The organism is Actinopolyspora mzabensis, from assembly GCF_900101095.1.
GTDB lineage: Bacteria > Actinomycetota > Actinomycetes > Mycobacteriales > Pseudonocardiaceae > Actinopolyspora > Actinopolyspora mzabensis.
This window is the reverse complement of the sequence record NZ_FNFM01000012.1, coordinates 199,109-218,767: the sequence shown is the minus strand read 5'-3', so window position 1 is coordinate 218,767 and position 19,659 is coordinate 199,109. Positions and strand designations below refer to the sequence as shown.

20 protein-coding genes are annotated in these 19,659 nt (G+C 68.3%); 10 read left to right on the top strand and 10 right to left on the bottom strand.

The annotated features are described in order from the left end of the window. The first annotated feature begins 19 nt into the window (after window positions 1-19). Complete coding sequence (locus BLR41_RS20055) at window positions 20-1,396, top strand: serine hydrolase domain-containing protein (RefSeq protein ID WP_092631499.1); 1,377 nt, start codon at window positions 20-22, stop codon at window positions 1,394-1,396. Next, on the top strand, window positions 1,393-2,010 hold the full coding sequence (locus BLR41_RS20050; protein WP_092631496.1) for a TetR/AcrR family transcriptional regulator: 618 nt from the start codon (window positions 1,393-1,395) through the stop codon (window positions 2,008-2,010). The genes BLR41_RS20055 and BLR41_RS20050 overlap by 4 nt, the downstream gene beginning before the upstream one ends. Here the strand turns inward: BLR41_RS20050 and BLR41_RS20045 are convergent. Both BLR41_RS20045 and BLR41_RS20040 read right to left on the bottom strand, forming a co-directional pair. After that, complete coding sequence (locus BLR41_RS20045) at window positions 1,969-2,472, bottom strand: IclR family transcriptional regulator domain-containing protein (RefSeq protein WP_092631493.1); 504 nt, start codon at window positions 2,470-2,472, stop codon at window positions 1,969-1,971. The two genes, BLR41_RS20050 and BLR41_RS20045, sit on opposite strands and share 42 nt — an antisense overlap. Window positions 2,473-2,572: 100 nt before the next feature. Further along, window positions 2,573-3,853, bottom strand: coding sequence for an MFS transporter (locus tag BLR41_RS20040; RefSeq protein ID WP_245694603.1), 1,281 nt, complete (start codon window positions 3,851-3,853; stop codon window positions 2,573-2,575). A gap of 333 nt (window positions 3,854-4,186) precedes the next feature. Here BLR41_RS20040 and BLR41_RS20035 point away from each other — a divergent pair, with 333 nt between their 5' ends. The 6 genes from BLR41_RS20035 to BLR41_RS20010 are packed head-to-tail and all read left to right on the top strand — an operon-like array spanning window position 4,187 to window position 9,896. Then, the gene (locus tag BLR41_RS20035; RefSeq protein WP_092631598.1) at window positions 4,187-5,239 is read left to right on the top strand and encodes a FecCD family ABC transporter permease; all 1,053 of its coding nucleotides are present in this window, start codon (window positions 4,187-4,189) and stop codon (window positions 5,237-5,239) included. Beyond that, entirely contained in the window at window positions 5,240-6,001 is a 762-nt protein-coding gene (locus tag BLR41_RS20030) for an ABC transporter ATP-binding protein (protein WP_092631490.1), read from the top strand. Between the two features lie 30 nt (window positions 6,002-6,031). Beyond that, window positions 6,032-7,021 carry an ABC transporter substrate-binding protein gene (locus tag BLR41_RS20025; RefSeq protein WP_092631487.1) on the top strand — a complete coding sequence of 330 codons (990 nt, stop codon included), beginning with the start codon at window positions 6,032-6,034 and terminating at the stop codon, window positions 7,019-7,021. A 52-nt stretch (window positions 7,022-7,073) separates the two neighbouring features. Further along, on the top strand, window positions 7,074-7,892 hold the full coding sequence (locus BLR41_RS20020) for a Rossmann-like domain-containing protein (protein ID WP_092631484.1): 819 nt from the start codon (window positions 7,074-7,076) through the stop codon (window positions 7,890-7,892). Next, window positions 7,889-8,926, top strand: a complete 1,038-nt coding sequence (locus BLR41_RS20015) for a GHMP family kinase ATP-binding protein (protein ID WP_143013147.1) — start codon at window positions 7,889-7,891, stop codon at window positions 8,924-8,926. Before BLR41_RS20020 ends, BLR41_RS20015 begins: the two co-directional genes overlap by 4 nt. Next, entirely contained in the window at window positions 8,847-9,896 is a 1,050-nt protein-coding gene (locus tag BLR41_RS20010) for a pyridoxal-phosphate dependent enzyme (RefSeq protein WP_092631481.1), read from the top strand. Before BLR41_RS20015 ends, BLR41_RS20010 begins: the two co-directional genes overlap by 80 nt. A 39-nt stretch (window positions 9,897-9,935) precedes the next feature. Here BLR41_RS20010 and BLR41_RS23740 read toward each other — a convergent pair whose 3' ends face one another. Together BLR41_RS23740 and BLR41_RS20005 are read right to left on the bottom strand one after the other, a co-directional pair. Then, window positions 9,936-10,070 carry a hypothetical protein gene (locus BLR41_RS23740; protein WP_281240974.1) on the bottom strand — a complete coding sequence of 45 codons (135 nt, stop codon included), beginning with the start codon at window positions 10,068-10,070 and terminating at the stop codon, window positions 9,936-9,938. Between the two features lie 242 nt (window positions 10,071-10,312). Beyond that, window positions 10,313-11,434, bottom strand: coding sequence for an NADH:flavin oxidoreductase (locus BLR41_RS20005; RefSeq protein ID WP_092631595.1), 1,122 nt, complete (start codon window positions 11,432-11,434; stop codon window positions 10,313-10,315). Between the two features lie 144 nt (window positions 11,435-11,578). Here BLR41_RS20005 and BLR41_RS20000 point away from each other — a divergent pair, with 144 nt between their 5' ends. Continuing rightward, a complete protein-coding gene (locus BLR41_RS20000; RefSeq protein ID WP_092631478.1) occupies window positions 11,579-12,025 on the top strand; it encodes an RrF2 family transcriptional regulator in 447 nt (148 codons plus the stop codon). A 129-nt stretch (window positions 12,026-12,154) separates the two neighbouring features. Here the strand turns inward: BLR41_RS20000 and BLR41_RS19995 are convergent, their stop codons facing one another. From BLR41_RS19995 to BLR41_RS19980, 4 genes are all read right to left on the bottom strand, one after another. Further along, entirely contained in the window at window positions 12,155-12,715 is a 561-nt protein-coding gene (locus BLR41_RS19995) for a DUF4232 domain-containing protein (RefSeq protein WP_281240973.1), read from the bottom strand. A gap of 166 nt (window positions 12,716-12,881) precedes the next feature. Beyond that, a complete protein-coding gene (locus BLR41_RS19990) occupies window positions 12,882-13,703 on the bottom strand; it encodes an SAM-dependent methyltransferase (protein ID WP_092631472.1) in 822 nt (273 codons plus the stop codon). Between the two features lie 74 nt (window positions 13,704-13,777). Beyond that, the gene (locus BLR41_RS19985) at window positions 13,778-15,658 is read right to left on the bottom strand and encodes a DUF2339 domain-containing protein (RefSeq protein WP_092631469.1); all 1,881 of its coding nucleotides are present in this window, start codon (window positions 15,656-15,658) and stop codon (window positions 13,778-13,780) included. A 159-nt stretch (window positions 15,659-15,817) separates the two neighbouring features. Next, window positions 15,818-16,417 (bottom strand): DUF6245 family protein, encoded by a 600-nt coding sequence (locus BLR41_RS19980; RefSeq protein WP_092631466.1) that lies wholly within the window; start codon window positions 16,415-16,417, stop codon window positions 15,818-15,820. 273 nt (window positions 16,418-16,690) lie between these two features. Here BLR41_RS19980 and BLR41_RS19975 point away from each other — a divergent pair, with 273 nt between their 5' ends. Then, complete coding sequence (locus tag BLR41_RS19975; RefSeq protein WP_092631463.1) at window positions 16,691-17,614, top strand: alpha/beta hydrolase; 924 nt, start codon at window positions 16,691-16,693, stop codon at window positions 17,612-17,614. A gap of 63 nt (window positions 17,615-17,677) precedes the next feature. Here BLR41_RS19975 and BLR41_RS19970 read toward each other — a convergent pair whose 3' ends face one another. Then, window positions 17,678-18,064 carry a DUF779 domain-containing protein gene (locus tag BLR41_RS19970; protein ID WP_092631460.1) on the bottom strand — a complete coding sequence of 129 codons (387 nt, stop codon included), beginning with the start codon at window positions 18,062-18,064 and terminating at the stop codon, window positions 17,678-17,680. After that, window positions 18,064-19,587 (bottom strand): acetaldehyde dehydrogenase ExaC, encoded by a 1,524-nt coding sequence (exaC, locus tag BLR41_RS19965; protein ID WP_092631457.1) that lies wholly within the window; start codon window positions 19,585-19,587, stop codon window positions 18,064-18,066. Before exaC ends, BLR41_RS19970 begins: the two co-directional genes overlap by 1 nt. Window positions 19,588-19,659: the final 72 nt, after the last annotated feature.

The window sequence follows — 19,659 nt, the reverse complement described above, 5'->3', positions numbered from 1 at the left end:
GGCAGTGGAAGGAGTGGCGATGACGGATCTGTCGGGCCTGCGGACCTGGTTGGACGAGAACCTGCCCGAGCTCGCTCGGCGGCACGGGGTGCCCGGTGCGGCCGTCGGAGTGCTCGCCGACGACCAGGTCGCCGAGGCGGCGGCGGGCGAGCTCAATCTGCGCACCGGTGTTCCGGCCACCGCGGACTCGCTGTTCCAGATCGGTTCGGTGACCAAGCTGTGGACGAGCACGCTGGTGATGCAGCTGGTCGAGGAAGGACTGATCGAGCTCGACGCCCCGGTCACGCGTTACCTGCCCGACTTCCGACTCGCCGAGGAGCGAGCTGGCGCGGGCATCACCGTCCGGCAGCTGCTCACCCACACCTCGGGAATCTACGGTGACGCCTTCGTGCCCACCACGCGCGACGAGGACGCGGTGCGGCGCTACGTCGACGACGTCGTGCCCACGCTGCCGCAGGACCTCCCTTCCGGCGAAGGCATGTCCTACTCCAACTCCGGCTTCGCCGTGCTCGGCAGGATCGCCGAGGTGGTGCGCGCCAAGCCCTTCACTCAGCTGCTGCGCGAGCACATCGGCACGCCGCTCGGCCTGCGGAACTGGGCGGTCACACCGGAGGAGGCGCTGCTGCACCGAACGGCAGTGGGACACGTGCCCGGTGGGGACGGAACTTCTGAACCGGCCCCGTTCTGGAACCTGCCCGCCTCGCTCGCGCCCGCGGGCACCGTGCTGGCGATGGCTCCCCGCGAGCTGTTGGCCTTCGCCGGGGCGTATCTCGACGGTGGCGGGAAGCTGCTCGACCCGGCGACGGTCGAACGGATGTGGCGCCCGCACATCCCGGTGCCGGACATCGGCATGCTCGGTGGTCACTTCGGACTCGGCTGGATGGTCTTCGACTGGGACGGGCAACGGGTCGTCGGGCACGACGGCGGCACCTACGGGCAGAGTTGTAGCCTGCGCGTGCTTCCCGAGGCCGGTATCGCTCTCGCCTCGCACGCCAACGGCGGGGAGAACGCCGCCTTCCATCGTGAGGTCGTCGCGCGGATCGCCGAGCGGCTCGTCGGGCTTCGACCACCCCAGCTGCCCACCCCGCCGGAACGCCCCGAGGAAGTCGACCCCACCCGGTTCGCGGGTCGGTTCGACTCCTCGACCATGTCCCTGGAAGTGAGCGTGCGGCCGGACGGCTCGGCCGTGGCGCGTTCTGAGGCGCTCACCGCCGAGGCCCGGCAGCTGCAACCCGAGCCGAGAGTGACCGAGCTCGTCCGGTTGGACGACGATCGGCTGATCGCTACCGATCGGCTCTTCGGGGCGCACGAGGTTCTCGCGTTCTCCGGCGGTGGTCCCGGCAGTCCCGCCACCCACCTCTTCCAAGCCGGCAGGCTCACGAGACGTACGGCATGAGCGGATCGCTGCGGCAACGGCAGAAGGACGACCGGCGACTGCGGATGATCCACGCCGCGCTCGAGCTGTTCGACGAGTACGGTTTCTCGGAAGTCGGCGTGGCCGACATCGCCGAACGGATCGGGATGTCCTACCGGACCATCTACCGCTACTTCCCGAGCAAGGAGGACGTGCTGCTCGGGCTGGTGATCGAGGGCAACCACACCTTCCTCGACCGGGTCGACGAACGCCTCGGCGAAGAACCCCTGCTCGTCACGTTCGCCGACGCCATGACCGAGGCGCTCGAGGAACTGTCCGAGCGGGTCGGCGAGGACGCCATCCGCAGGATGAGCGCGCAGATCGACCGGGTGGAGTCGGTTCGTGCTCGTGCGTTGCTGCACAGCGCCGACATGCGGGACCGGCTGGCCGCCTTGGTCGAGCGGCATCCCGCGTACGCCCCGGAGCGGTATTCCGAGATCCACCTGGCCGTCGAGGTGTTCGGAGCCGTCTCCGCCGAAGCGCAGCGCAGGTGGCGTTCCGTCCCGCCGGGCAGCAGCTCGCTGGCCGGTGAGTTCCGCGCCGTGATGGCAGGCTTACCCACGGTGGTCCCGGACTCGCCCCAGGGCGTGGACTGAGACCCCGAGCTTCGAGGGTGAGTTGAGCGCGGACGGGGCGCGTGCTCGGGGGAGCGCGTCGGGCGTTCGGTACCCGGACAGGGCTGGCCCCCTCCGGGAGCAGCGGGAGATACCGCGATGCGCCTCGTGATCGTGCCCGGCCCTCGTGTGAGAGATGCCCCGTGTCGCCGCCTGCAGGGCGGGCACGTGCGTCCGTGCCTGTTCGTCGTTGGGCACGATCATCGACAGTGCCGCGACGACGGTGTGGTTCGGGGTCCGCAGCGGCCCGTCCACACCCGTGGCGCGGGTGGCGATGAAACCGCGGCACAGCGCGATCCCGCTTCGGCGTACTTCGGCCAGCATCGCCCGGAGCTCGCCCGTATCCACGACCGTCCTCGGAGTGTAGGCGTGCAGTGGTCCTGCGAGGATCTCCTCCTGCAACCAGGTGGGGGCGCGTGCGAGCTCTCCGGGAAAACCGACCACGGTGACAGTGCCGCCGCTGTCTCCTCGCCCCGTCGAGTGAGCTCGGCGGCTCGCTCGTCACCGGACGCCTGGTCGGCCCCGGTGGCGGCTTCTGCCGGGTTCATTCGTTGGGAACCGTCTCGCGCTTTCCCGGCGCCTCGGACGCCGTCGATGGGTGGGTGAAATACCGTGCGCCGGGGGCCGTCGCGGCCAATGCGGGTGCCGCGAAACACGCCGCCGCGCACACCACCAGCACCCAGAAGTTCCCGACGAGTGTCACGGCGGGTGCGATCAGTGCCAGTCCCAGCGGTGCCAGTCCGTAGGAGACCAGGAAGTCCAGGGCGGACACGCGCGCCAGCTTGTCCGGTGCCACCTCACGCTGGGTCGCGGTGAACCACGGGACGTTGAACAGCTCGATCCCGATACCCGCCAACACGTAGCCTGCCACGAGTAGCACCGGGGGCACCGGCAGCAGCAGCCCGAGTGGGGCGAAGCCGTAACCGGCCAATCCCGCCAGTGCCCAGAATCCCTGCGAACGGGGTCGCCACCGCGCGACGAGCAGCGCACCGAGCAGCGCCCCGGCGGTGTAAGCGGTCAGCGCGGCGGCCAGTACCGCCTCGGTTCCGTAGCGATCGCGACTGATCAACGGCAGAACGACCCCGGTGGCGGAGTAACCGGTGGTGATGACGGTGGCCAACGCGGCCAGCCCCGCCAGGAACCAGGGGTGCCTGCGCGCCTCGCGCAATCCCTCGGTGAACTCGGAGACGAACGGGAGGCCGCCCTCGCGCGAGGAGCCTCCGGCATTCCTGCGTCCGGCGGGAGGCAACCACGCCGCCACCAACCAGAGGCCACCGGTGAGCAACAGTAGGGTGCCGGTGTCGACAGTGGTGGCCGCCAACGCGGTCGAACCCGGCGCGACCAGCGTCGTCACCCTCACCGACAAGGTCCGCGCGGCGTTGGCCTGTTGCAGTCGCGCCGAGTCGACCACCTCGGCGGTCAGGGCCTGGAACGCGGGCCTGCACGCCCCTTGTCCGGCTCCGACCAGGGCGGCCGCCGCTGCCATCAATGGTTGCGAGCTCCCCAACCCGATCGGGATGACGAACGTGGCCACGGCCGCGATGAGTCCGGACAGCGTCACGACCGTTCGACTGGTGTAGCGGTCGGCCAGCACGCCTCCGACGGGTACGGCGAGCAGGAAACCCGCCGTGCGCGTCGCGAGCAGTACGCCGAGCGTCACGGCGCCGATGGTCCCGTCGAGTACGGCCAGGCCGAGCACGAAGGGCAGTGCCCACGTGGCGAGTCCGGAAGCGGTCGTTCCCGCCCACAGCCGCAGGAAGTGCGGCTCTCGAAGCAGCGACCGTCGCGTCGGGGTTTCCTCGGACTGTTTCTGCGCGGATGTCACCGGTTCTGCTCCCGTCGCACGTGCCTACGGGGATGCAAGGGAGAACGTTCCCCGATCGTCCACTTCGGATATCACCGACGGTCGCGGAACGTGGCGGCATTGTGACTGTTCTCCCAATGAACACCAACCGTAGACGAAAATGATTGTCGTTTTCTAGGATGCATCCTAAGCGACCACCAAAACCGACCTCTATCCCCCGCACCCGCCCCACGGAGTTTCGAAGCCGGAGCGCGCACAGTGACCACATCGGATACCCAGCCGACATCGGATACCCAGTCCAGTCCGGATAGACAGGCCAGCTTGGACCAGGCGCCGACATCGGACAACCAGTCGATCCCATCGGCGAGCCGCCGGGAAAAGAGCCTGCTCACGACGGTTCTGTCGTTGGTGGTGGTGCTGGCGATCTCGACCCTGGTCGGTATCACTCTCGGCCCGGCTCCCGTACCGCTGCCCGATACCGTGCGCTACCTCGCCGCCGCCATCACCGGAGGGACGATCGACGCGGCCGACGCGAGCGGGTATTCGATCATCTGGCAGGTGCGCACTCCGCGAGTGCTGCTCGCGGCGGTAGTGGGAGCGGGCCTCAGCGTCGTCGGCGTGGCGATCCAGGCCACCGTGCGCAACGCGCTCGCCGACCCCTTCATCCTCGGGGTCTCGTCCGGAGCCTCGGTCGGCGCCAGCGCCGTGGTCTCGTTCGGACTGTTCGCCGGCCTGGGGGTCTACGCGCTGTCCACCGCCGCACTGCTGGGAGCGCTGGGCGCCTCGGCCCTCGTCTACCTCGCCGCGCGCGGCAAATCCGGACTCACTCCGCTTCGCCTCGTACTCACCGGTGTCGCCCTCGCCTACGGGTTCCAGTCGTTGATGAGCGCGATCGTGTTCTTCGCTCCCTTCAGCGACTCCGCCCGCACGGTGCTGTTCTGGTTGATGGGCAGTCTGGGCAGCGCCACCTGGTCCGGTCTCCCGCTGGCCGCTGCCACCGTCGTTCTGGCCACAGGGTTGCTGCTGTGGAACTCCCGCTCGCTCGACGTGCTGGCACTCGGCGACGAGACCGCCGCGGGACTGGGCATGGACGCCACCGCCGTGCGCAAAAGACTCTTCCTGCTCACGGCGATCGTGACCGGATGTCTGGTGGCGGTCAGCGGTGCGGTCGGCTTCGTCGGTCTCGTCATCCCCCATCTCGTGCGACTGCTGGTCGGTGCCAACCATCGTCGAGTGCTGACCATCGCACCGCTGATCGGTGCGATCTTCCTCGTTTGGGTCGACCTCGCGTCACGGACGCTGTTCGCACCACGGGAACTGCCGCTCGGCGTGATCACGGCGCTGATCGGGGTTCCGGTGTTCATCATTCTGCTGCGACGCCGTGGCTACCTGTTCGGAGGTCGGTGAATGTCGATCACACTCGACGACCTGTCGGTGCACCTCGCGGGAGCCGAGCTCGTCCGCGATCTGAACATCGAAACGGCGGAAGGGGAAGTCCTCGGACTCGTCGGACCGAACGGCAGCGGCAAATCCACCGCGTTGCGGTGCGTATACCGGGCGCTGCGGCCGAGCAGGGGAGCGGTGCTGCTCGACGGTGCCGATATCTCCACCCTCGCAACGCGCGAGTCAGCCCGGCACATCGCCGCTGTCCCGCAGGAGAGCAGCAACGATCTCGACTTCACCGTCGCAGAGATCGTCGAACTCGGCAGGTTCCCGCACCACCGTGGCAACCAGCCGCTGACCATCGAGGAACGCGCCGTCTGCGAGGAGGCGATGCATCGCGCCGACGTCGTGCACCTCGCAGACCGCGGCGTGCTGTCGCTGTCCGGTGGTGAACGTCAGCGGGTGCTGCTCGCCAGGGCCTTCGCGCAACAACCCCGCGTGCTGGTCCTCGACGAGCCGACCAACCACCTCGACATACACCACCAGATCCAGCTGCTTCGCCAGCTGCGCACGGACTCGACCACCGGGCTGATCGCCATGCACGACCTCAACCTCGCGGCCGCCACCTGTGACCGGCTCGCCGTGCTCGCGAACGGGATGGTGCTGCACATCGGTACGCCCACCGAAGTGCTCACCCCGGAGCTGATCAACGAGGCGTTCGGCGTCGCCCCCTCGATCGTCCGTCATCCGCGCACCGGAATCCCCCAGCTGCACTACGACATCTGACCACCGTTGTGAACAGGAGAGATATCCGCAATGACCTCACGCGTCGCCATCACGGTCCTGCTGACCACCTCGTTACTGGCAACCGGCTGCGGAGCCAACGTCGCGCCCTCCTCGAACGGTGAATCCGGCACGGTCACCATCGAGAACTGCGGGCGCACGATCGAATACCCCGAACCGGAACGCCCGGTCGCCTACGACATGAGCAGCACCGAGAAGATGTTCGCCCTCGGACTTGCCGACCGCATGCGGGGCATCGTCATGCCCAGCACCGCCGACCCGTCGGTGAAACGCTCCCCGTGGCGGGAGGACTACAGCTCCGTCGAAACGCTCAGCACCGACGTGCTCAGCCTCGAGGTCGTTCTCGACGCGAATGCCGACTGGGTCCTGGCCGGGTGGGAATCCGGTTTCAGCCAGGCTCGAGGAATCACTCCGAGCAAACTCGACTCCCTCGGGATACGGAGCTACCAGCACACCGAGAGCTGCTTCAACTACGGATCCGATCCGGTGCGCGTGCCCCCGTTGGAAGCCCTCTACACCGATCTGCGACAGCTCGGCAAGATCTTCCACATCGAGGACCGCGCGAAGCGAGTGGTCGCGGACCTGAAACAGCGCGCCCAAGCACTTCGCGAGCAACAACCCCAAGGCGCCCCGCCCAGGGTGTTCATCTACGACTCCGGAACCGACAAACCCTTCACCTCCGGCGCCCAGGCGGCACCCAACGCCATCGTCTCGTTGGCGGGCGGGCGCAACATCACGCACGACCTCGACAAGCGCTGGACCACGATCGGGTGGGAATCGGTCGTGCAGGCGAATCCCGAGGTGATCACCGTCGTCGACTACGGGGACAAACCCGTCGAGGACAAGATCGCGTTCCTGAAGTCGTTCCCCCCGTTAGCGCAAACGCCCGCGATCAAGAACGACCGGTTTCACGTCCTCGACTACGGAGCCGCCGTCAGCGGCCCCCGCAACATCGCTGCCGCCGAGAAGTTCGCCGACTACCTGCGCTCCATCGGGCGCTGACCCACGAGCCGGTTCCAACCGCCTGTGCCCCCGATCGCGGAAAGACATCACCATGGCCGAAACAGCGACCCTTGACGCCCCCTTCACCGAGGTACTCGACGGTTCCGAGTCGCCGCGCCCGAGCGAACTGATCGCCACCAGTGTGTTCTGGATCCAGCACGGTACCCGGTTGGCGGGCTCGACCACCGTCTACCGCAACCGGTACGTCCTCGTCCGGGTCGGACAGTCGTACGGGGCCTGTGCCTTCGAGGCGGGCGAGCTCGACCCGGACGCCTGCTCCGGGGCCTCGGGCAGCGATCTCGGGACCCTGCTTCGTGAGGCACCGCTCCCACTGCGGATCGCCGCGCTCGACGCCTATCTCACCGAGACCGAGCACCACCGGGACCGTCCCGACGCGGAAGCCGTCGCACTACCCGCGGGCACTCCCGAGCAGCGGGCCCGAAGCCGGGACGAAGCGATCGCGGGACTCCTCGACGTCGCACCGGGGAGCAAGGTGGCGCTCATCGGTGTGGTCACCCCCCTCGTCGCGGCGCTGCGGGAACGGGGATGCGCCTGTCTGCCCTGTGACTACAATCTCGACGCCACCGCGGACGGTGGGCTGGTCACCTCGGTCATGAGCGAGGTGCTCGAACCCGCCGATGCCGTCGTGGCGACCGGCATGACACTGGGCAACGGGACTTTCGACGGAATTCTGCGCCACTGCAGGAAGTGGAACGTGCCGTTGATCGTCTACGCCCAGTCTGGCTCAGCCGTCGCGAGAGCCTTTCTCGGTTCCGGCGTCACCGCGCTCTCCGCCGAACCCTTTCCGTTCTCCCAGTTCGAATCCGGTACCACCACGCTGTACCGCTACCGCGCGGCCCGCTCGTCATGAACGCACCCACCAACCGGAAAACTCCCCCGGCCACCGGGACGGGCCAATCCAGCTGCCACCACGGTGAAATCCTGCAAGGGGCCTTCCTCGATGAGCGAGGAGCGGCCTGTCGGGCTCTGGTGACCATGCCGCTGGCCGGCCCCTGCAGCAGCGCCGTCTTCGTGCCCGATCCCGACACGGCACCGGAGAGCCTCGTCATCAGCCCGAGCGGCCGAGGTAAGGCGCGCCGAGCGGCGGTCCTGACCTGCGAACTCTGTGGTAGCACCACGGCGCGAACTCCGTGTGGCGGACAACTGTTCCTGAGCAGTGAGGTTCCCGACGGTCTCGGGATGGGCTCGTCGAGTGCCGACGTGCTGGCCACGATCCGCGCTGTGGTGGATGCCTATGCGACGCACCTTCCCGCCGAGACCGTGTCGAGAATCGCGGTGTCGGCCGAACGCGCCAGTGATCCGCTGATGTTCGACGACAGAGCCCTGCTGTTCGCGCAACGGGAGGGCAGAGTCCTCGAAGACCTCGGTGGCAGGCTTCCCCCGGCGGTGGTGGTGGGATGCCTCACCGAAGGTGCCACCGGCGTCGACACCCTGGAGCTGGGTACCCCGCACATCCGCGAGCGGGACGTACGGGTCGGTGAACGACTGCGCGCACTGCTGCGCCGAGCCGTGGCCCGCTCCGACGTCGCCCTGCTCGGACAGGTCAGCACCGAGAGCGCCCGGTACAACCAGCGCATCCTCGACAAGACCCAGCTGGACTCCCTCGTGGAGATCGCCGAGCGCGTCGGCGCCGTCGGCCTGCAGATCGCCCACAGCGGCAATGTCGCCGGTCTGCTCTTCGACCCGAACCGGCCCGGCACTGGAGATCGGATCCGGACATGCCTGTTCGAACTGGCCCGCAACGACATTCCCAGCACGCGAGTGTTCAGCACTCGGCCTCGTTCCCGAAACGGTGATGGTGATCATGGACGAGCACATCGCGGACGCGGTCGCACGCCCCGATCTGATCCGCCTCGACAGGGGACTCGTATGCCTTCGATTTGAGACGATGAAAGTCGTCTCCGCCCTGACGGCGGTCGAGCGATTACTCGAACAGGGTCGGGTGCGTCCCGGGGACACCCTGCTGGACAGTTCGAGCGGCATCTACGCCTACGCGCTCGCGCTCGCCTGCCACAAATACGGTCTCGGGTGCCACATCGTCGGCTCGACGACCATCGATTCCACACTTTACAACCAACTCGTCCTGCTGGGCTGCCGGCTGGAACAGGTCGAGCTGTCGGCGGATCTCAAACTCGACCAGAGCCTGCGGGTGCGTCGCGTGCGGCAGCTGCTGGCCGAGAACCCGCACTACCACTGGATGCGGCAGTACCACGACGACATTCACTGTCTCGGTTATCGCCCGATCGCGGATCGCATCCGCGCCGAACTGGGCGGTGAAGCACTCACGATCGTCGGCGGCGTCGGTTCCGGCGCCTCCACGGGGGCGCTGGCCAGGTATCTCCGCGACGCCGGAACGGATGTCGGGCTGGTGGGTGTTCAACCGTTCGGCAGCATCACTTTCGGCGCCGAACACGTCTCCGACAGCGAAATGATCATCGCCGGGATCGGCAGTTCCATCCCGTTCGGCAATGTCGAGCACACCGCCTACGACACCCTGCACTGGATCTCCTTCGACACCGCGCTGTCGGCGAGCACGGACCTGCTGCGCAGGCACGCCGTGTTCGCGGGGTTGTCCAGCGGCGCGGCGTACCTGGCAGCACGCTGGGAGCGACACGTCCGGTCGTCGGGCCCGGTGCTGTTCATCGCCGCCGACACCGGGCACCGCTACAACGAAGCGGTGTTCTCGCGCGCCGAGTCGGCGAGGGACATCGCCGAGCTCGCACCGCATTCGGCGGTCGACACCACGGAGCTCACGATGCCCTGGTCGCGGATGCGCTGGGACCGTGCGGAAGCACCGCCCAACGCGCGCAGCGAGGAGGAACGAGAGGCGATGCCGGTGAAGTGGTCCCGATGAGAGCGTGACCAGGCGGGGACGCGGCACGGCACAAGAAGATCAAGACATCTTCATCCGGTTTCGTGCCGTCTCACTTCCCGCCGGGGCACAGTGCTGGAAGATGAGATCGACATTACGCACGTCGCTGTTGGTGGCGGCCCTGGTGCTGCCCGCCGAGTGTCTCCGAATCGACATCGCGACCACCCGCCGTGCCGAAGGACGAAGACCGCGACGCTCCCGGGGACGATCGGGAAGACCGGAATGAGCGCGACGACGACTGATCCGGTCAGTGTGGTTACTCGGCCGGGGTGACAAGGCCTCGCCGGAGCGTCGTCACGACGCTCCGGCGAAACCTCCTGGCAGTATCCGCCGCTGTATCTGCCGTGTGTCCCACGATGGAGGCTGCGACCGGAGCTCGCCACTCACCCGGACGTTGATCAGTACAGCGTGGCCATCGCCTCGCGGGTGAACGGGACGAGTTCCGACTCCCGGCCGTCGAGCACCTTCCGGCTCCACTCCGGATCGGCCAGCAGGGCGCGGCCGACCGCGACGAGGTCGAACTCCTCGCGTTCCAGCCGTTCGGCCAGTCCTTCGACACTGGCCACGTTGGTGCCCGCGCCCTCGCCGAGGGTGGCGGGGTCGAACACCGCGTCCAACCCGACCGAGCCGACGGTGATGACCGGCTTGCCGGTGAGCTTGCGGGCCCAGCCGCCGATGTTGAGGTCCGGGTCGGATTCGGGGAACTCGGGCTCCCAGTAGCGGCGTCCGGAGGCGTGGAAGGCGTCGATCCCGGCCTCGCTCAGCGGGGCGAGCATCCGCTCCAGCTCGTCCGGGGTCTCGGCCAGTTTGGCGTCGTAGTTGTCGGCCTTCCACTGCGAGAACCGAAGCACCACGGGGAAGTCCGCCGATACCCGCTCACGCACGGCGGCGACGATGTCGGCGGCGAACCTGGTGCGTTCCACCGGGGAACCGCCGTAGGCGTCGGTGCGCCGGTTGGTGCGTTCCCAGAGGAACTGGTCGATCAGGTAACCGTGCGCGCCGTGCAGCTCCACACCGTCGAAGCCGATGCGCTCGGCTTGCCGTGCCGCTTCGGCGAAGGCCTCGACGAGCCGTTCGACGTCGGCGAGGGAGAGCTCCTCACCCGCCTGCCGGGTGCCGTCCAGCGCGATACCGGAAGGGCCGACCGAGGGAGCTTCCGGAACCGGTGGTTTGCCCGCCCTGCGCTGGATGCCGACGTGCCACAGCTGCGGCATGATCTTCCCGCCCTGCTCGTGTACCGCGTTGACCACGTCGCGCCAGCCCGCCAAGGGACCCTCGTCGTGAAAACGCGGCACGTTCTTGCCGTCCCCGGCCGAGGGGTCGTCGACGTAGGTGCCCTCGGTGATGATCAGGCCGGTTCCCGCGGCGGCGCGCCGCGCGTAGTAGGCGGCCACGTTCTCGTCGGGCACACCGTCGGGGGACTGGCCCCGGGTCATCGGTGCCATGACCAACCTGTTCGGCAGCTCCATCGATCCGAGCGTGAACGGACGGGCGAGTGCCTGCGCTGCGCGAGCGGACATGCGGTCTTCCTCCTGCTGCACGTGAAAAAATGTTCTTTTTTAAGATACACTTTCCGGTGTGGGGGACCTCGGCGGCGTTGCTAGCCTGGGGTGCCGGTCGGTGGGAACACTCGGCCGAGGTCGACGGAGGGAGGTGTTGCCCGCGTGCTGGACATCCGGTTTTCCAGCTCGCTGATGGCGATGCTGCTTCTCGCCGTCGCCGACGAGGCGGGGGAGCCGACGCTGAGTTCCGCCCAGCTCGCCGAGCGGATGGACACCAACGCGAGCCTGGTGCGCAAGTTGATCCTCCCACTGGCCCATTCCGAACTCGTCGTCTGCACCAAGGGGAGAACAGGTGGAGCCCGGCTGGCGCGCTCGGCCGAGGAGATCACCCTGGCCGATATCTACCGCTGTTCGACCGGCGACAAACCACTTTGGAACTGCCGCTCGGGCGGTGAGCACGACTGTCGGGTCGCCGCGAACGCGCAGGCCTACTTCGCCGAGCTGACCGAGGATGTGGAGCGGGCCGTGCTCGACGCGCTCGGTGACCGCACGCTCGCCGACGGGGTGCGCGAGATGCGACGTCTCGAACGGAAGCCGAGGCGGGAATAGCTCGTCGAGGTTCTCCGACCGGGTTGGCGAGCTGCTCCCTCGGCGGAGACTTCCGCACGGCTCGTCCGTCTCGGGGTGGTCGTCCTCGATCGGCCGTCCGCACGACGTCGCTCCGCCGCCCGGCGAGTTCTAGCGGTACCAGGCACGGACCCCGAGCTCGCCGGCACTGCCGAGGTTGATGGTGATCTCGTCGCGCTCCTGGTCGGGCGAGTTCCGTTCCCTGCCGACCGGTATCACCGGCTGCCAGGGACGGCCCGGTGCGGGAGCGATCTTCAGGTACTTGCCCACCTGCGCGGCGTTCGTGCTCGCGTGGGTGTTGCGCCACATCAGTTGGGCCTCGGCCCGCTCGCCCGGTCGCACCGTGATCGCCTCCGGCGGCGTGTCGAAGCCCTCGACGGTCGCGATGTCCGCCGATCCCCGCTCGACGCGGACGTCCAATGCTCGCCGCTGTTCGTCCAGCACACGCACGCCTGGGTAGCCGTTCAGCGTGTGGGGCCGGTCACCGCAGTTGACCAGCTCGACGTGCATCAGCCGCAGGCCCATCGCCACTTCCACCAGGTCGGTCGTGAGACGCACCCCCGTTTCGGGGCAGTCCGCGGCTGCCGTGGTCGTGGGGTTGGACGGCGGCGTCGATGCTTCCCCGACCGGTGGTGTCGGAGTCGCGAGGCAACCGGCAATGAGGACTGTCATGACGGGCGTAAACAGCGCCACGATCCGCCGGGGGCTCATGGCCTTCATGATCGCACGGCTCGAGGCCGGTGGCTGCCGAGCGGCATTCCGGTGATGGTCACGAGGGCGGCAGCCGGCTCAACGCGATCTCAGTAGTAACTCCGCGCCTCGGCCACGATTCCGGTAGCTACGGCAGGATTCCGACCGCGCCGTAGACGTTGCCGCGTCGGGCCTCCTCCTCGGTCACGGACCGGTCGGGGCGCCACAGCGACGCGGGCACCACTCCCGGGACCAGCAGTTCGTAGCCCGGCAGCAGTGCGGCGACTTCCTCACTGGTGCGCAGGTACAGATTCGGCGTGGAGGTGTCGGCCAGCAGGGAGCGCAGTGCCGCGACCTCCTGGTCGGTACGGCTGAGCTGGGCGTTGTTGGACAACGCCAGCGCACTGCCCGACGTGCACGACTCGCGGTAGCGGGAAACCAGTCCCGCCCCGTCGGTGGTGGGAAGAATGTCCAGGATCCCGAACGCCAGCACCCCGATCGGACGGGCGAAGTCCAGCAGTCCGGCCACTCCGGCAGCGTTGAGCACGGTCTCGGGCTCGCACACGTCCGCCTCGGTCACCGTCACCCGCTGCTCGTGGGCGCCGAGCAGCTGGCGGGCGTGGTGACAGGCGACGGGCTCCCAGTCCACGTAGGCCACGCGCGCGTTCGGGTCGTGCTGGTGGGCGATCTCGTGCACGTTGCCCACCGTCGGCACGCCGGAGCCGAGATCGAGGAACTGATCGATCCCGTGCTCGATGACGAGGGTGCGGACCGCGCGGCCCAGAAACGCGCGGTTGGCCCAGCAGTAGTCCCGTTCCGTGGGGACGAGCCGCAGCGCTTGTTCGGCCACGGCCCGGTCGATGGCGAAGTTCGCGGATCCACCGAGGTGGTAGTCGTACATCCGTGCGATGTTGGGTTGGTCGAGGTTCGCGTGCTCGACCTGGGAAGCCAACTCCGCGTCGTGCGACATGTCGACAGCATACCTCGCCGTACGGGCCGGAGATCAACATCACGCCGAGCGAGTCGGCCGTACGGGATACGAGTTCATCCGACCGGCGAGTCCGTGCTCAACGCTCGCGCGTAACGCACCCCCGCCGCCAGCAGAACCAGACCGGTGCACAGGAACGCCACCACCCGTGCGAAGCCGTCCAGAGTGGCCATGTCGAACAGGAACAGTTTGGTCAGCGCCACCGGAAGCAGCACCATGCCCGCCACCCGAAGCGAAGGCAGCGTGATTCCGCGCAACAGCAACGCGATCGCGAGGACGACCCAGCTCAACGTGATCAACACGTGGCCGGTGAGGAACCCGGAACGGTCCTGCTGGAACAGCGCCACCAGTGCCATCGTCGCGGTGGCCGTGCCGTACAGCACCAGGACCCCGGACAGGAGCCACACGGTCTTCGCCGCCGGTGGGCGCGACAGCGCGCCGAGACGCACCCCCGCGAGCGGAATCGCCACCGCGACCAGCGCGGTCAACACGCCCACCAGAACCCCGGCCAGCCCCGCGGAACGCGACACCAGCACCAGCAGCCACGGCGGGATGTCGTGGTGCAGCGCCACGAGCGTGCCGAGCGTCGCGTAGCTCAACGCCCCGAGCAACACCCCGGGACTGCGCAGCCACAGCGCCCCGAGAGTCAACAGCAGTGCCTCGCACAGCAGCGCCGTCGCCCAGACCGAGGCGTCGAGCGAGATCATCGTGGCCTGCATCGTGGCCAACGCCGCGAGTCCGCCCGCCGCGGTGGTGAACTTCGCGGGCAGCCGAGCAAGCTGGTTCGGGAGTAGACGCCCGCTCGGTACGAATCGCCCGCTCGGTACGAATCGCGAGCCCCACAGGGTCGTCAGCACCACGGCCACTCCCGCCGCGAGCGCGGCCGCGAGCGGCCGTTCCACCAGCGGCGTGGCCAGCAGAACCGGTATCGGCGCGGCCACCAGCGCCGCGATCGCGGTGTTGTCATCCGGACGAAGGACGGCAGTGAGCGTGGCGACCACGATCCCCAGCAGCGATGCGGTGCTGACCGCGAGTACCCCGGTGAGGTGGTCGGTCGCGGTCAGCATCGCCCGAGCGTCGGCGAGGATCGCGGCGATCACCACGGGCAACGCGGCGACCTGGGCCAGTCGCGGCCACCCGTGTCGGAGCTGCACCGGGGTCGCCGCCAGATGCAACAACGCCAGGAAACCGACCAGGGTCGCGTTCGGCTCCCCGGTGACCAACGGTGCGCACACCGCGCACCCCACCACCACTCCCACGCCCACCGGCTGGGCACGCCACCGGTCGGCCAACAGCAATCCGCCGCCCGCGATGACGAACCCCGTGGTGAGGCCACCGAATATCGGCAGGTAGTCGTACAGCACGGTTGCCGCCACCGTGTCCAGGTACAGCACGGCGAATCCCGTCGCGGCCAGCGCGTAGCTCCCGGACGTGCCGCCCGGTCTGCCGCGCACTCGGAAAGCCGCCGCCAGCAGCCCCGCTCCCAGACCGGCACCACCGAGCACTCGGGTGGCGGGGCCGAGCCAACCACGCTGGACCGCCAGCACCAGCAGCAAGACCACGCCGAGCAGGGTCACCGCCCCGCCGATCCAGGCCAGCAGTCTGCTCGGAGCCCAACCGTGCCCCACAGGACGAGGGGCCTCCGGGCTTCGCCGTTTTCCGTCGTCCGTGATGACGGCCGCGGGCGGTTCCGGTCGTGCGTGCCACGACGGATCGAACGTGACGGGGCCGCCAGCCGGTGGGGGTGGTGGAGCCTGCGGTGCCCAAGCCCGCGGTCCCGAAGTGGACGATTCGGGGGTTTCCTGTTCCCCGGCGTCATCGGGTGCGGACCGGTTTCCCCGGAGATGTACGGCACCGGCGAGGACGTCGAGCCGCCGGCTCATCTCGGCGAGTTCGGCGGCGACCGCTTCCAGCGTGTGCTGCTCCGGCTCGGACATGCCCCCAAAATGCTGTGCACGACACCGGGAGGGGAACAGTACGAATACTCAGATCTCCGGCGGGATCCGTGAGTATCCGCCCGTCCCGGAGATCGCTCGGCGGAACCTCTCGCCAGCTCGCGAGTGTCCCTCCCGGCGTCGGTGGGTGACTCGGTCGGTTCAGGACTCGGAACTCCCGGAATCCGATCCGGAGCGGGCCCGCTCGGTCAGCGCGCGCAGCTGGTCGATGTTCTCGGCAGCGCTGCTCAACGCTTGGTGCGCTGTGTCGAGCTGTTCGGCGACCGAGTCGATATCGGCCTGATCGGTGAGGGTTTGACTGGCCGCGCTCACGGACAGCAGCCGGTCCAGTCCTTCGGCGGTCTGAGCGGCGGCCACTTGGACCGGCCCCGCCTGTTCGGACTGTGCGTTCTCCCGCAGCGGGGAGGCGAGCCGCAGCAACTGCCACCGCAGGAATTCGAGCATGCTGGTCTGATCGCCCGCGACCCCGGCCGTTTGCTGCTGCTGCAGATAGACGGCGGTGCGCTGTTCGGCGTCGAATTCGCCGGACTCGTTCAGGATCGCTTCGAGCTGGGCGGCTCCGAGCAGCGCGTTGGCCAGGTAGGCGCGGTAGACCGCTTCGCCGCCGATACGTTCGGCCGCGGCCGCGTGTTCGGCCGCGGTGTTGTTCCCGCGATAGTGGCCGAGCGCTTGCAGTGCGGTGGCCAGTTGGTCGACCGCGGCGGGCTGATCGGTTTCCGACGAGGAGGACGGGGTGCTCATCGTCGCGCAGCATAACGGTCCGCGGGTTCGAGTCGTGGCGGTGAGGGGGCTCCAGGTGAGCTCCGTTTTTGTTCGAATCATGATGGGCAGGTCCGGTGATACCGGCTGCTCGAGGTCACCGATACCCAGAGTTGACGCGCGAGCTCGGCCAGTGCTCCCTAGAGCCGGACCCTCCGGCTGGTGTGTGGTCGGTACAGCGGCGAGTATCAGACAGGAACGTCGACGTCGACGCTCCGTTCACCCTGGCAACGGTCAACAGGTCAAGGGGGGGCAGTGAACCTGGATTCCGAGCTGGCTTCGGCGTTGACCTCGCTGCCGGACCTGCACATCCGTGACCTCCGCGGGGCCCGGGCACGTATGGCCGATCTCGCCTCGAATTCTCCGCCGCCTCCCGACGACGTCATCGTGAGTGAGCATTCGGTTCCGGGGGACGAGGACAACGCCGTTCCCGTGCGGGTCTTCCGTCCTCGCGGCACGTCCACTCCGTTGCCCGCCGTGTTGCTGCTGCACGGCGGCGGGTTCGTCATGGGCAGCGCCGACGCGCTCACCGCGCAGGCAGCGAGCCTGTGCGGTGAGCTTCCCGCCCTGGTCGCGGCCGTGGACTACCGGCTCGCCCCCGAGCATCCCTACCCGGCGGCGCTGCGGGACTGCCGGGCCGCGCTGGACTGGCTCGTCTCCGCTCCCGAGGCGCTGGGCGTCGATCCGGGGCGCGTCGCGGTTCACGGCATGAGCGCGGGCGGCGGGCTCGCGGCGGGACTCACGCTTTGGGCCCGCGACGGGGGTGAAGCTCCGGTGTGTTTCCAGGTGCTCGACGCTCCCGAACTCGACGATCGGCTGGAGACCCACTCGGTGCGCACGTTCGAGCGAACCCCGCTGTGGAACCGCGACGACGCGGTGCTGAGTTGGCGGCACTACCTGCGCGGCCTGCACGAGGAGGTCCCCGTCTACGCGGCTCCGGCCCGTGCGGCGGAGCTTTCCGGGTTGCCTCCGGCCTACGTGTCGGTCTACGAGAACGATCCGCTGCGTGACGAGGGCCTGGCTTACGCGTCCGCTCTGCTGCGCGCCGGGATCTCCGTCGAACTGCACCTGTTTCCCGGCACGTTCCACCGCTCGGCGGTGATCGCGGACGCCGGTGTGTCCCGGCGTCAGGCCGCCGAGACGCTCGGCGCGCTCCGCCGAGCCCTGCATCCGGGTTGACCGGGACCGCCCGAGACCGGTCGACTCCCGTCCGGCCACGTCAGCCGACCGGCCGAAGTGATCTCAGGTCTCGAGCCCGGCCAACTCCTCCGAAGTGAGCAGGCGCGAACGAAGCAGGAACCGCACACCCTCCGGTGCCTCCAGCGAGAAGCCGCTACCTCGGCCGCTGACCACGTCGATGGTCAGATGCGTGTGCCGCCAGTACTCGAACTGCGGTCCCGACATCCACACCTCGACACCCTCGGCGACCCCTTCGATCTCGAGGGCTCCCAGGTGCACGTCGTTGACCCCGGTGCGGAACTCGCCGTGCGGGTAGCACATCGGCGAGCTGCCGTCGCAGCACCCGCCGGACTGGTGGAACATGACGTGACCGTGCTGCTCGACCAGGCGGCGGATGAGTTCCGCCGCCTGGTCGGTCACGGCCACCCGTTGGGGGGCCGGTGTGTTCATCAGAACAGTCCCATCGCGCTCTCCGAGTAGTTGACCAGCAGGTTCTTGGTCTGCTGGTAGTGATCGAGCATCATCTTGTGGGTTTCCCTGCCGATGCCCGACTGCTTGTAGCCACCGAACGCGGCATGGGCGGGATAGGAGTGGTAGTTGTTCACCCACACCCGACCGGCCTGGATGTCCCGGCCCGCTCGGTACGCGGTGTTGCCGTTGCGTGCCCACACTCCCGCGCCCAGGCCGTAGAGCGTGTCGTTGGCCGTTCTCATCGCGTCCTCGTAGTCGTCGAACGAGGTCACCGACACGACCGGGCCGAAGATCTCCTCCTGGAAGATCCGCTGCTTGTTGTGGCCCTCGAAGATGGTGGGTTCGACGTAGTAGCCCCCGGAGAGCTCACCACCCAGCTCCACCCGGCTGCCCCCGGTGAGGATCTTGGCGCCTTCCTGCTTGCCGATGTCGATGTAGGACAGGATCTTCTCCAGCTGGTCGTTGCTGGCCTGGGCGCCGATCTGCGTGTCGGTGTCCAGCGGGTGTCCGGGAGTGATGTTTTTGGTGCGGGCCACGGCGTCGGCCGTGAAGTCCCGGTAGATGCCGGACTGGACCAGCGCCCGCGACGGACAGGTGCACACCTCGCCCTGATTCAGCGCGAACAGGGTGAATCCCTCGAGGGCCTTGTCGTAGAAGGCGTCGTCGGCCGCGGCGACGTCGTTGAAGAAGATGTTCGGGCTCTTGCCGCCGAGCTCGACCGTCACCGGGATGATGTTCTCGCTGGCGTACTGCAGGATCAGCCTGCCCGTGGTGGTCTCTCCGGTGAAGGCCACCTTGCGGATCCGCGGGTTGGAGGCCAGCGGCTTGCCCGCCTCCACGCCGAACCCGTTGATCACGTTCACCGTTCCCGCGGGCAGCAGATCGGCGATCAACTCGAGCAGCACGTGGATGGATGCCGGTGTTTGCTCGGCCGGTTTGAGAACCACGGCGTTGCCGCCCGCCAGCGCGGGAGCAAGTTTCCACGTCGCCATCAGGATCGGGAAGTTCCACGGGATGATCTGCGCGACCACCCCGAGCGGTTCGTGGAAGTGGTAGGCGACGGTGTCCTCGTCCACCTGCGACAGCGTGCCCTCCTGCGCACGCAGCGCACCGGCGAAGTAGCGGAAGTGGTCGATCGCCAGCGGGATGTCGGCGGCCAGCGTCTCGCGTACCGGTTTCCCGTTCTCCCAGGATTCGGCCACCGCGAGCTTCTCCAGGTTCCGCTCCATTCGCTCGGCGATGCTCAGCAGGATTCCCGCGCGTTCGGCGGGCGATTTCCTGCCCCAGGTGCTCACCGCGGATTCGGCCGCGTCGATCGCCCGTTCCACGTCCTCGGCGGTGCCCCGTGCCATCTCGGTGAAGGGTTTACCGGTGATCGGGGTGGGATTCTCGAAGTAGCCACCCTTGGCGGGCACCACGTATTCGCCGCCGATGAAGTGGTCGTACCGAGAGCGGTACTCGACGACCGAGCCAGCTGCTCCCGGCGCTGCGTATTGGCCCATGTCCGTACCTCCGTGCGGCGTCGTGACTCGTTGGTCCCCGAGAAGCGATCCCCCTCGTCGGGGTGGCTCGGG

Excerpts from the sequence above, each read along its gene's own strand:
- BLR41_RS20055 (WP_092631499.1), top strand. The coding sequence starts at position 20 with ATGACGGATCTGTCGGGCCTGCGGACCTGGTTGGACGAGAACCTGCCC.
- BLR41_RS20050 (WP_092631496.1), top strand. The coding sequence starts at position 1,393 with ATGAGCGGATCGCTGCGGCAACGGCAGAAGGACGACCGGCGACTGCGG.
- BLR41_RS20030 (WP_092631490.1), top strand. The coding sequence starts at position 5,240 with ATGTCGATCACACTCGACGACCTGTCGGTGCACCTCGCGGGAGCCGAG.
- BLR41_RS20025 (WP_092631487.1), top strand. The coding sequence starts at position 6,032 with ATGACCTCACGCGTCGCCATCACGGTCCTGCTGACCACCTCGTTACTG.
- BLR41_RS20020 (WP_092631484.1), top strand. The coding sequence starts at position 7,074 with ATGGCCGAAACAGCGACCCTTGACGCCCCCTTCACCGAGGTACTCGAC.
- BLR41_RS20015 (WP_143013147.1), top strand. The coding sequence starts at position 7,889 with ATGAACGCACCCACCAACCGGAAAACTCCCCCGGCCACCGGGACGGGC.
- BLR41_RS20010 (WP_092631481.1), top strand. The coding sequence starts at position 8,847 with ATGGACGAGCACATCGCGGACGCGGTCGCACGCCCCGATCTGATCCGC.
- BLR41_RS23740 (WP_281240974.1), bottom strand. The coding sequence starts at position 10,070 with ATGTCGATTCGGAGACACTCGGCGGGCAGCACCAGGGCCGCCACCAAC.
- BLR41_RS20005 (WP_092631595.1), bottom strand. The coding sequence starts at position 11,434 with ATGTCCGCTCGCGCAGCGCAGGCACTCGCCCGTCCGTTCACGCTCGGA.
- BLR41_RS19995 (WP_281240973.1), bottom strand. The coding sequence starts at position 12,715 with ATGACAGTCCTCATTGCCGGTTGCCTCGCGACTCCGACACCACCGGTC.
- BLR41_RS19990 (WP_092631472.1), bottom strand. The coding sequence starts at position 13,703 with ATGTCGCACGACGCGGAGTTGGCTTCCCAGGTCGAGCACGCGAACCTC.
- BLR41_RS19985 (WP_092631469.1), bottom strand. The coding sequence starts at position 15,658 with ATGTCCGAGCCGGAGCAGCACACGCTGGAAGCGGTCGCCGCCGAACTC.
- BLR41_RS19980 (WP_092631466.1), bottom strand. The coding sequence starts at position 16,417 with ATGAGCACCCCGTCCTCCTCGTCGGAAACCGATCAGCCCGCCGCGGTC.
- BLR41_RS19970 (WP_092631460.1), bottom strand. The coding sequence starts at position 18,064 with ATGAACACACCGGCCCCCCAACGGGTGGCCGTGACCGACCAGGCGGCG.
- exaC (WP_092631457.1), bottom strand. The coding sequence starts at position 19,587 with ATGGGCCAATACGCAGCGCCGGGAGCAGCTGGCTCGGTCGTCGAGTAC.